Genomic DNA, 10026 nt, shown 5'->3' with positions numbered 1-10026 from the left:
ATCGACATCATTTTCTAAAGCTCTTTCTAAAATAAGCTCCATAGCTGTAGGTTTGATTTCACAATCGTTCGTTTTTTTCACTAATTCCGTTTGTGTGGTACTTAGTTCACTCATCTTGATTTCCTCCACTGCGCGCAATTTCCCCGTGGCGTGAATCACGCTTGTGTTTAAAAATATTGTTTGGTTGTTAGAAACGGCTTATAGAGATACTATAAGATTAGTAGTTCGTATTTTTTTCCATGGTTTATTGCCTCTCGCCCGTTGTGATGATTTCATCATTGATGATCTCTGCGTTTCCATGAATAAATGCATAACCATAGATTTTGGCATTTCCCCCAACTTTTGCTCTGATGGAAATCAATGGACTGTCATCAATTTTAGCATTTCCATTAATAAATGCACCACCGGAAACTTGTGCATTTTCGTAGATTTGTGCATTGGCAAAAACACGAACATGTCCAAAAATCTGCGCATTGCCAAAAATATTAGTTTCTCCGGTAACAGATGCACTACCAAAAACACATGCATTTTCGTAAATATCAGCAATGTTATCAATATAAGCATCACCAAAAACTTTGGCATAACCATAGACTTTTGCATCATCGCCTACCCAGCAATTGCCATCATGACTTAGATTGTCTTCATTCTCTATAAAGCCGCCAAGATCACCTTTCTTGACATCCCCCAAATCTCTCAATGCACGAATGCGGCGGAGTGTTTTGTCATTAACTTCAGTTTTTTCATCAGTCAGTTCGTATTTTTTTTTCCATGATTTTTGCCCCTACCTTAAGATAGCATCACTTCCATAAAATGCTGTTTTGCCAGCTACTATGGCATTACCACCAACTTTTGCGTTATTATAAACTTCGGCATCATCATAAACCCATGCCTCACCACCAATCCAGCAATTGTTATCATGGCTAAGATTTCTTTCACTCTCTCCCAGCCACCAAGATCACCTTTTTAACATCTCCAAAGTCTTTTAATGCACGGATACGGTAAAGCGTTATTCTATCAACTTTAATTGTCTCATCAGACAGTTCGTATTTCTTTTTTATCATAATAACCTCCTCTTAATGCATGCTTTGTCTTTTAAGCTCTTGAGACAGCACACCAATTCCTTTTGCTGTGATTTTTGCGCAAGGAATGACTTTTTCTATTCCACTTGCGGTTTGAAGTGTGATGGTTGGACAATCCATAAGTTTCTTTTGGATTTTATCTTGATAAGGAAGCAAATTTCCACCTGCTGCTCGTCTGTAAATCCAACCTTTTTGCTGTAAAAATTGAATGAATTGTTTTGGTTGCATCTCGAGTATTTTAGCAGCTTCTGTAAGACCAAACAGTCCGTCATGACGTTGCAAACTTTCAAGAGCAGCAGCTTTGGGTTTAAGGGTACTCACTTCACTTTTTAAGGTCTCTAATTGTGTGACGCTTTCTAAAAGCAGTTTTTTCACAAAGAGAGGCTCTTCCAAAGCGTTTGCAAGGTCTAAAGGTTTCTTTGCACGCCGTTCACATTCAATAAAATATTGACGGGCTTGTTTACCTTTTTCATTACGCTCCACCATGGAAAGTTCTTTTGCCATTTCCAAAGTGAGATGGTAATTAATTGTGATAACAGCTCTAGATTTTGCACTCGCCAAATTTGGTGACCGCAAATCTTGTGTTTTTATAAAATCTTGTCCTTCTATAAAATTGTATCTGGTAATACGGTCCTTAATCCAATTGGAAAAGTCACGTTTTGCCTCTAAGAATGCATGCAGATCACGTGCATTTACTGTCTGAACAATTTCCTTATCAATGGCTTCTTCTTTAATCTCTATGAGAGTATTCATGATGAACTCCTTTCAAAAAGTTCATATTTTTCAGATGTTACAATAAGGCTTTTCATCATCACTTCCTAAATTAATAAAAATACAAGTTTTGGCATAATATTCTGCCATAGTTTCTATGGCGCTCTGCTTTAGCGATTTTCCTTGCTGCGTAAATTTTGAAGTAATGATTATCGGTTTTATCTGTTTCTATTTCAGATTTTGGACATAACCGATTTTGTTGTCTACCTCGTTTTCAGGTATGAGATATCCTTCACTATCATTACCATGTGTATTCATAAGTTTACTCTAATCAATTATTGATGGATTAAAGGGGGCACATTTAAAAGCGCCCTTTAGAATTTTTAAAGCACATCACAAGGACGCAAACGGTGTTGTTGTTCGTAAGTACCGTAAATCTCATCATTATATTTTTCGTCTGCGATCTCGCCTAAAAGTTTATTGTAACATCACTTTCTCATATAAAATAATGAACCTCACTATCCTCATAGAGACGTTCGATATTTTCTTTTACATATGCTTCTGCGATCTCTTCAGAAATGTCTTCACAGTTCTTTTCAGAAGGATTGATGCGAAAGATTTGGATTGCATCATCTGCCTCGTCAATAATTTTTAGAACTTGGCTTTCATCCAGTGGTCCTGACCGACCAATGTTTTGATCATCATTATAGACAACTAATAAAATTTCATCGGAATTTATAAGAATTGGATTTTCCATAATTTCTCCTCCCCAACGCCTCTTGGCAATTGTTTGTGTGTGGTTTATGGATACCAATGTAGTGTATTTAAGAACATATGTTAATACATATGTACCGATTTTAGAAATTTTTACATAAATATAAAAATCTACTTAGAAAATTAAAACTGTAATTACTAAAAAATGGGTATATGTTTAGAATAGCTAGAGCTTTAGTAATACTAATTACATTGAATTTTAATATTCTAATCGATTATTTTGCAAATATTTGCATAATTCTCTCCTTAACAGAAATATACGATAAGAAGAAAATTATGCTCATATGATTTAACTATTTTAAAATCTCGGTGGTTTTATCCAGTCTATAGGCGCAGCCCAAATTAATGCAATATCTTTTATTTCTGGATACAACCTATTTAAACTCTCTAAATTAAATAAACCAGGCTTACTACCTTGCTTTATTATTTTGACAAAACAACGTCCATCTTGCGTATAGACAATTGCTTTTTTATTAAGAAGTAAACTTGGAGAAATGTTTTCTGAATAAAATAAAATGGATTTATCTTCAATGAAAGGTTCCATTGAGTCGCCTTCAACTTTTACTGCGTATGTATCCTTTGTAATATATGGGGGCATTTCCACTTCTTCAAGCCAACCATCTTCATAGGGGATAATTTCTGAACCTGCTCCGACATAACCCATTAAGGGTATAGTTTTTTTTCGTGGAAGTGGGTATTTTGTGATTTCCTCAATTGCTATACCTTCTTGTGCACTTATTCCTCGTTCACCTGTCAGCATTTTATTGACTGCAGAGCGGTAGATAGGGCGATGTACCTTCTCACTTAGTTGTCTGGCAAGCGATGATTGAGATAATCCAGATTCTTGTAAGGCTTCACTTAGCCAAATTTTCATAATGTTATTCATGGTTTCCATTATATCTTTGTTAGAAAAAAAATCTTTTGTGATTTTCGTTACATTTTCTATTGATATTGTACCTAAATAAGATACAATATGACTTATGAAACAGTTTTCGGAAATAATAAATTTATTAGGTGGGGTTCGTAGAGTATCTCAGTTGCTTGGGGTTCATAGAACACGCATGTACGTCTGGCTCCGTCCTGTATCAAAAGGTGGAACTGGTGGGAGAATTCCGACAAAACATATCCCAATTCTTTTGAATAAAGCTAAAAGAATTGGAGCACCGATTAAGGCAGAAGACTTTTTCTCGTTTTTTTATAGGACGCAATCATGTGATTCTAAATTATCTTCACATTCTGCTTTTATTGCTGCCCCTACAGATAATAATGAACATCAACAGCACCATTCACACTCTTAAAGAAGAAAGATCAGAGATAGTAGATGTCTCACAGATCACTATAAGCAAAGTCCAGTTGATTGATCTTGTTAATAAGATTGGACAGGAAAACATATATTATGGTGTCCTTTCGCCTCAAGATGCATGTTTTGAAATAAGCATAGATCCCTCATCAACAGGTTGTTTTGTCTATATGCTGCATAGTATCTTTGCGCGTGATGATAGAAAATATTTTCCGTTATTGCCGTACGATGATTTTAATCAATGGTTTTTATCTGTGTTTACGCAAGCTTTTACAACTACAACTTGGTTTGATAATTATTTTTCTCAAGAGTTGTCATCTTTTTATCGCTTAAATGAGCTGATCTTGTTTATAGCCTTAGTCAAAAATAGGCTTGATTTCTTAAGGGATAAACTCATCGAAAAAAGAAAAGAAGAAATCAAATTAATAAGATGCGTGCAGTGTGTGTCTGAATTGAGTTAATCCAATTTTTCAAAACTTATAACTACGCGCTCTGCCATAGCGCACATATAAATACGCATCAACCATAAGGGGAGGAAATGAAAAAACCACCACGTTATACTTTTAGCTTTTCAGAAGATTTAATACATGCAATAGGTTTTCCAGATGGTTGTACAATTGTTTTTAGTAATTCTGATTGGAATTTTTCTTTTGATGAAAATAACCATTTAATAGCTAAAAATGCTTTAGGATCAAAGTTGTACTTAGAGGTACACGGTAACACACAAGCTTTCCAAGAGAAATTTCAGGGATTATTCGAGAAGCATAATAAGCGGTCTGCATATTAGATGAAGCGCTTCGTAATTGATATGCTTTTAATCGATCTGTTGCAGCCTCCATTTCATTCCATGATGATTGGATTCGTTTGGCTTCTTCTTTAGGGGAAATATACGTTCTAAAAAAATATTAGCATTAAAAATTTTTGTGAAATCATAAGTTGGAGAAAATTGAAAAGTAAGTTTAACAGAAGCCCCATATGTTCTATCAATATCGGCCCCAAATTGTATACCTATGATAGCAAAACATTTTGTATGGGCTGGAATATTTATAGACAATAATACTTTCGACGCAGGTACTTCAGGTGGGCTTATAAAATGAATTCTATCTTCGATATTATGGCAATAAGGTAAAGAAGGCGCATTAAATTGACCAACAGAAAGAAATACTTCAGGCCAAGAATTAGTATGTTCCCAGTTAATATCACTACATGGTTTCCGACAGTAAACACCAGAAACAGAATGTAATTTAATATCAAAGGGAGGGGCTATATTGTGAAAATTAAACCATGCAATACCATCAGCAAACTCTTCATAACAAGATGTAATAAACAAAGGTTGCAGTGGAATGTTGTTTACTTGATTGTTTGTATTTTGAAGCACTCCATTATCAGGCATTTTCCACCTTTATTTCGAATAATAATTACCGTCGAACGGCTTTGTAAAAATATTTTTAAATGGAATAGCAAATGACTAACACGATTTTCTGTCTTGATCTAGGGACAAAGACAGGCTGGGCGATATGTTCCAAAGACATGTGCCTAAAGACGACAACGAAGCAGACTCTTTAGCAATTTTATATTTAAAGAAAGAAGGGGGGTATACATGTCCAGTAAAATACCATGGACGAGACTTAATACAGACCAATGGCTATTTAAACTTTCTGATTTACCGCCTATGGAAGTCAATGTTTATGTGAAGTTGCGGATAAGAATGTGACACACGCGTGAACCTCTTTTGAATGATTCACAAATATTATCTCATTTTACTTGTTGTTCAGTAAAAAGATTTCAAAAGGCATTAGATTATTTATTTAGATTTGGACACATCATTTGCTTAGAAGATGGTCGTTTGTGAAATTCAGATGTTGAGGAAGAACTCAATAACTCAAACGAAAATTTAAATAAATTTTCAGAGAGCACAGAAGGCAGCGCAAGCAAAATGGGCAAAACATCATAAAGCAAAAACAATTAGTGATGATCAAGATGCTAAGCATGATGCTTGTGCGGATTCTAGCAATACACAAGCAATGCTTAATGATGTCATTAACAATAACATATATAATAAAAAAAACTAAACTATCGTTTTAGAAAAAAAGAAATTTGTTCTGAAAGTTTAGAAACAAACGAACAGATTGACGAGCCAACAGAGGTTCATGCTTGCGAAAGCCAACCAGAGCAAATCACAACGGGTGTAGAAAACCAACCTCCCATTCACGAGCAAAAGAACGTTCCCAAAAAAGCGAAGCGGACTAGGTCAAAATATGGGGTTCTCTTACCTGCGGATTTTGAACCTAATTTGCAATACGCAATCGATCAAGGATTAACGCATCATGAGGCAGTGTCAGAATTTGAACGGTTCACAAATTACTGGATAGCAAACCCAGGTAAAAAGTGCAAACAAACGAGATTGGCAAAGGACTGGGTGCAATTGGGTTACACATCCAAAGTGTTTTTTTAGCACAGAAAAAAGCAAGATTAGAACAGGAGAAACGGTTAGGTGGTCATTATGGAAATGATCAGTCCGGGGTATCCATTGACTTTGAAAACTGGGAATACATTGACGAAACAGGAGGAGGCGCAAACCTTAGATGCTTGCAATCGTCTACAAGCGTTGCTCTCTGTGAAAGCTTCAGTTAAGCAAATTGAGCAAGCTTCTTTCCTACTCTCAAGCATGAAGTCCCTGCGAACACAGATTCCAAAGCCGTTATCCTTTCCTATAGCATGATGCTGGAACGGATTTCAGCATATGCTCTGAAAAAGGGCGTCGAAGATATCGTAACTGGTCAAGCAATGGGGATATCAAAAACATTTATGCCAATTTGTGGAGAGCTTTTAGCTTATTGCCAGACAGTAGAAAATAACCTTCTTTCAAAAGCCGAAAGTGTACGTAGAGCAATTAAAATACACGTGAGAAAACACTCAAAGAAAAAACAGCGAAAGAGCACTTTAGACGACTAACGCTTCTTCACAAGCAAGAGCTTGAAGAAACTTTAAATGGTATTGAAGGAACAGTGAAAAACATTGCAGGTTAGCAAAATAGTGAAAAGTGGTGATCATTTTACGATTAGATATGCGTTTTAAGAGTGACTAAAAATTTTTTTTAAGGTATAATACTTTCCTAAAATTGTATGCAGTACCAAATTTATAAACTAAGTGAATCCTTTAATACAAATTAAGAATTTTAGGATGTGAAAATTTCAAGATATTTGTTTAAAAAACATAAATAGCTAGTATCAATGTAAAAAAATATTGCAGCAGTCATTAAGTTCTTTCGTGTATTTTTGAAATAACAGAGTGTTTCTTTAATCTTTATGAAAGGTTAGAGGATCTTAGTACTTAAAGCGATCATCAACTATAGATAAATAATAGATGAGGTTAACTAAAAGCAACTGGATGCAATAGAAGACGTTGCTATTAAAAGGAAAGCAAACGCGAAAAAACTAAAGGTAGTTTGTGCCTTCTATCAGAAAATAATTTAAAAAATTGAAATCATAATTTTTTCACAGGAAATGAGTATGTTTACAGATAAGCAACTAAGAGCCTTGTTTGGCATTATAGTTTTTATATTTTTATGTTTTTCAGGAATTAAAAAAAATATTGACTTTATTCAGGGTATTTTGACATTCGCATCTGTTGGTTTGATAATAGTAACAACTATTTTTGCAATTTTATGCAATTCTAATATTCCTTCTGAGTTGCAGAACAACCCAAAATATAAAGATGATGATACAACGGGTTGGGTGAAACTAACACGTGATTTACAACAATATATGCACCGACTCTTAAATATAATAATTTTAGCGCTTGTCGTTTTAATTTTCCCAAATAGTTATAAAGAAACTGTTTCTTTGCCTGTCATTTTTAGGTATGTGGAACACAAATTTCCTTTTTCATTAGATACCATAATGTGGTACTCAGATATTGCTATTTGGTATTTAAACATTGTACTTTGGTATTATTTTTTATGCCGTGTACTCTTTCTTATGTTGTATACACGCAATTTAATAAATATATCTATCCTTACACTGCAGTGTTCCATTATAAAGCCACAGTGAAATTTCCGATTTCAAATATCAATTCTTTTTTTACAAAATCTTTATTATATCTGCCATTATCATCTTTAGATGATTTAATACGGATTCTATGCTGAAAACTCTCAGTATTAAATATTACATCGAACTTATCATATATATCTCCCACAAAATTTAATTTGTGCAATATAGGATTTTTTTATCTTTTTTTAAAAAATTCCACAAATATTCCCTTAAATTATTTTCTTCTTTAAATTTGATATCTAAGCTGAGTTCTATTTCAGTAACATCATCAGTGGGAAATGCATCAAGAGAATCTTTAGCCAACTCCACTAAGCATTTTGCTGATTGCTTTCCAAAAAGTTCTAATTGTTTTTGTTTTTTATATTTTAGTTTTATTTCTTTAATTGAATGCAATTTTTTTTCGAAATCTTGCTTATCAATAAGCTCAGGTAAAATATTAATTTCTTCCTTGAAATTTTCTTTGTAGTGTGACTGCAAGCATTGGTTTAGCTTTTTACTTGAAGAAAAAAGAATGAATTTTGTAGGAATCAAAACTCCAAAATATTGTTCATTTTGTTCAATTTGTTTTTTAGAACGCGGGTTAGGAACGCTTTGAAAGCCATTTTCGGAATCAATCACTTCAGGATTATAAGGACTTTCTTCTCCTGTTAAAACATAAACCCAATAGTAGGTACTTGATTCCACAAAAAGTTTTTCAATTGTTAAGGTAGCACATTGATTCTTCACGGTAAGAGTATACGTTCCTTCCTGCAAAAATTTATCGATACAATTTGTATTAACTAATTTTGAGTCTGTATCTATTTCATATTTATAAGAAAGGAAGTTAATGGTATTCATAAAGCTAACACAATTACAACGTTTATAGTCTTATGGGCGATAGATACTATCTAAGTTATCTCAGTGATTATGAAGTAGGTAGTTTGTATCTCAAATATCTCGTGTCTTTTAGAATCATTCAAGTGAAAGGTGGAGGCTATAAAATTTTAATTGTAGAAGCAATATGAGTTTTAGAAGATCTATTAAAAGCTGCTTAAGTTTAAAAGAAGTATGATCATCTTCCCAGCTTTTAAGTGGAGAAGAAATTAGGTTGCATCTTTGATTGTAATAACGACTTTCTTTCCAAGAACACTCAGTGTTTGCTCTAATGTTTGAAGCTTAGTTGGATAATTTGGATCAAGAATGCGTCTTGCTTCTGTTTCTTTTTTACCCAAACGATTAGCCAATTCTGTTTTTGTGATATTCGCTTCATTAAAGGCTTCTACCACTGCAAGTTTAAGAACATTCCATGCATCTACAGTAACCTCTACAAGGTCTTTATACTGTTGTGGCATTGGTAAAGGCAAACCACGCATAGAATAGCTCCGTAATGCTAAAGCTAAAGCTTCAACAGTATTCTCTAATGCCTCTGCTCTATTTTCTCCAGCTGTTATTGCTTCTGGTACATCTGGAAAGGTTACAATAAAACCACCGTCTGGATCAGATTCCAGTTTTGCTTGATAAGTGTATTCCATGTTTAGGTATCCTCGCCATAATCGAAATGCTTTTAAAACGAAAAATCAAAGCCATTGAGAGAGTAACTCATACCCTCAACTGCTTTTTTATTATTTTCACGTAAAGTGGGGTCAATTCACCAGATTTTATAACGGTTGTCTTGTCTCCAAAAGTTACCAAATAATATGACCCTTTGCCTGCATCAGGAGCTTCACTGTAATGAATGCCTCTATTTCTGGCTTCTTTACGTAATTCTCTAAGCAGTGCTTCTCGTTTCATTTAGCCTCCCCCTTTACTTTATAAAATGAATATCGCACAAAAAGGTTCGATAGTCAACAATAAACCGAACAAAAAAGTTCGATACGGACTCTTAATGAAAGGATATTTATTGAAACGTTAAAAGCAGAAATAAGAAAGCCGTGCCATTTGTGTGACATGTTTTTTTGATGAATAATTTGTCAAATAATATTATAATGTAATACTTAAAAAACTGTTATTAATAAACTGAAATAATTGAAAAAACATGCAAATCATGTTAAGGTTTTCTATGTATTAAAATACAAATTTAAGGTAAGAAAAAACATGCTAAATAAAGTGATGTTAATCGGGCGTTTAGGTG

General features: G+C 34.0%; 13 protein-coding genes and 2 pseudogenes. 5 read left to right on the top strand and 10 right to left on the bottom strand.

The genetic code is table 11. The features are described from left to right. The 6 genes and pseudogenes from ACFINH_RS08550 to ACFINH_RS08525 all read right to left on the bottom strand — a co-directional run. Nucleotides 1–114 (bottom strand): annotated as a pseudogene (locus ACFINH_RS08550) (recombinase); the annotation flags it as partial. Between the two features lie 130 nt (nucleotides 115–244). Then, nucleotides 245–688: a hypothetical protein gene (locus ACFINH_RS08545; protein ID WP_375632680.1), complete on the bottom strand. Its 444-nt coding sequence runs from the start codon at nucleotides 686–688 to the stop codon at nucleotides 245–247. A 244-nt stretch (nucleotides 689–932) separates the two neighbouring features. Next, a complete protein-coding gene (locus ACFINH_RS08540) occupies nucleotides 933–1061 on the bottom strand; it encodes a hypothetical protein (RefSeq protein WP_375632678.1) in 129 nt (42 codons plus the stop codon). A 12-nt stretch (nucleotides 1062–1073) separates the two neighbouring features. Continuing rightward, nucleotides 1074–1832 (bottom strand): antA/AntB antirepressor family protein, encoded by a 759-nt coding sequence (locus tag ACFINH_RS08535; protein ID WP_375632676.1) that lies wholly within the window; start codon nucleotides 1830–1832, stop codon nucleotides 1074–1076. 341 nt (nucleotides 1833–2173) lie between these two features. Then, nucleotides 2174–2547, bottom strand: a pseudogene (locus ACFINH_RS08530) (hypothetical protein). A gap of 315 nt (nucleotides 2548–2862) precedes the next feature. Continuing rightward, nucleotides 2863–3459, bottom strand: coding sequence for a S24 family peptidase (locus tag ACFINH_RS08525; protein WP_273719164.1), 597 nt, complete (start codon nucleotides 3457–3459; stop codon nucleotides 2863–2865). Between the two features lie 85 nt (nucleotides 3460–3544). On the opposite strand from ACFINH_RS08525, the gene ACFINH_RS08520 reads away from it, so the two are divergent. From ACFINH_RS08520 to ACFINH_RS08510, 3 genes are all read left to right on the top strand, one after another. Next, nucleotides 3545–3862: a hypothetical protein gene (locus ACFINH_RS08520; RefSeq protein WP_375632673.1), complete on the top strand. Its 318-nt coding sequence runs from the start codon at nucleotides 3545–3547 to the stop codon at nucleotides 3860–3862. Between the two features lie 55 nt (nucleotides 3863–3917). Continuing rightward, on the top strand, nucleotides 3918–4325 hold the full coding sequence (locus ACFINH_RS08515; RefSeq protein WP_375632671.1) for a hypothetical protein: 408 nt from the start codon (nucleotides 3918–3920) through the stop codon (nucleotides 4323–4325). A gap of 77 nt (nucleotides 4326–4402) precedes the next feature. Continuing rightward, a complete protein-coding gene (locus ACFINH_RS08510; RefSeq protein ID WP_375632669.1) occupies nucleotides 4403–4651 on the top strand; it encodes a hypothetical protein in 249 nt (82 codons plus the stop codon). Between the two features lie 27 nt (nucleotides 4652–4678). Here ACFINH_RS08510 and ACFINH_RS08505 read toward each other — a convergent pair whose 3' ends face one another. Beyond that, nucleotides 4679–5257 (bottom strand): hypothetical protein, encoded by a 579-nt coding sequence (locus tag ACFINH_RS08505; RefSeq protein ID WP_375632667.1) that lies wholly within the window; start codon nucleotides 5255–5257, stop codon nucleotides 4679–4681. Nucleotides 5258–6252: 995 nt separating this feature from the next. Here ACFINH_RS08505 and ACFINH_RS08500 point away from each other — a divergent pair. Both ACFINH_RS08500 and ACFINH_RS08495 read left to right on the top strand, forming a co-directional pair. Continuing rightward, nucleotides 6253–6498 (top strand): hypothetical protein, encoded by a 246-nt coding sequence (locus tag ACFINH_RS08500; protein ID WP_375632665.1) that lies wholly within the window; start codon nucleotides 6253–6255, stop codon nucleotides 6496–6498. An 878-nt stretch (nucleotides 6499–7376) separates the two neighbouring features. Beyond that, the gene (locus ACFINH_RS08495; RefSeq protein WP_375632663.1) at nucleotides 7377–7916 is read left to right on the top strand and encodes a hypothetical protein; all 540 of its coding nucleotides are present in this window, start codon (nucleotides 7377–7379) and stop codon (nucleotides 7914–7916) included. Between the two features lie 150 nt (nucleotides 7917–8066). On the opposite strand, the gene ACFINH_RS08490 is transcribed toward ACFINH_RS08495, so the two are convergent. From ACFINH_RS08490 to ACFINH_RS08480, 3 genes are all read right to left on the bottom strand, one after another. Further along, nucleotides 8067–8753, bottom strand: a complete 687-nt coding sequence (locus ACFINH_RS08490; protein WP_375632661.1) for a hypothetical protein — start codon at nucleotides 8751–8753, stop codon at nucleotides 8067–8069. Between the two features lie 245 nt (nucleotides 8754–8998). After that, nucleotides 8999–9427, bottom strand: coding sequence for a type II toxin-antitoxin system HicB family antitoxin (locus ACFINH_RS08485; RefSeq protein WP_375632659.1), 429 nt, complete (start codon nucleotides 9425–9427; stop codon nucleotides 8999–9001). A gap of 67 nt (nucleotides 9428–9494) precedes the next feature. Further along, a complete protein-coding gene (locus ACFINH_RS08480) occupies nucleotides 9495–9686 on the bottom strand; it encodes a hypothetical protein (protein WP_375610932.1) in 192 nt (63 codons plus the stop codon). Between the last annotated feature and the right edge of the window lie 340 nt (nucleotides 9687–10026).

It is taken from the genome of Bartonella sp. AA74HLJMH (genome assembly GCF_042197045.1).
GTDB lineage: Bacteria > Pseudomonadota > Alphaproteobacteria > Rhizobiales > Rhizobiaceae > Bartonella.
This window is presented reverse-complemented; position numbering and strand designations above follow the sequence as displayed.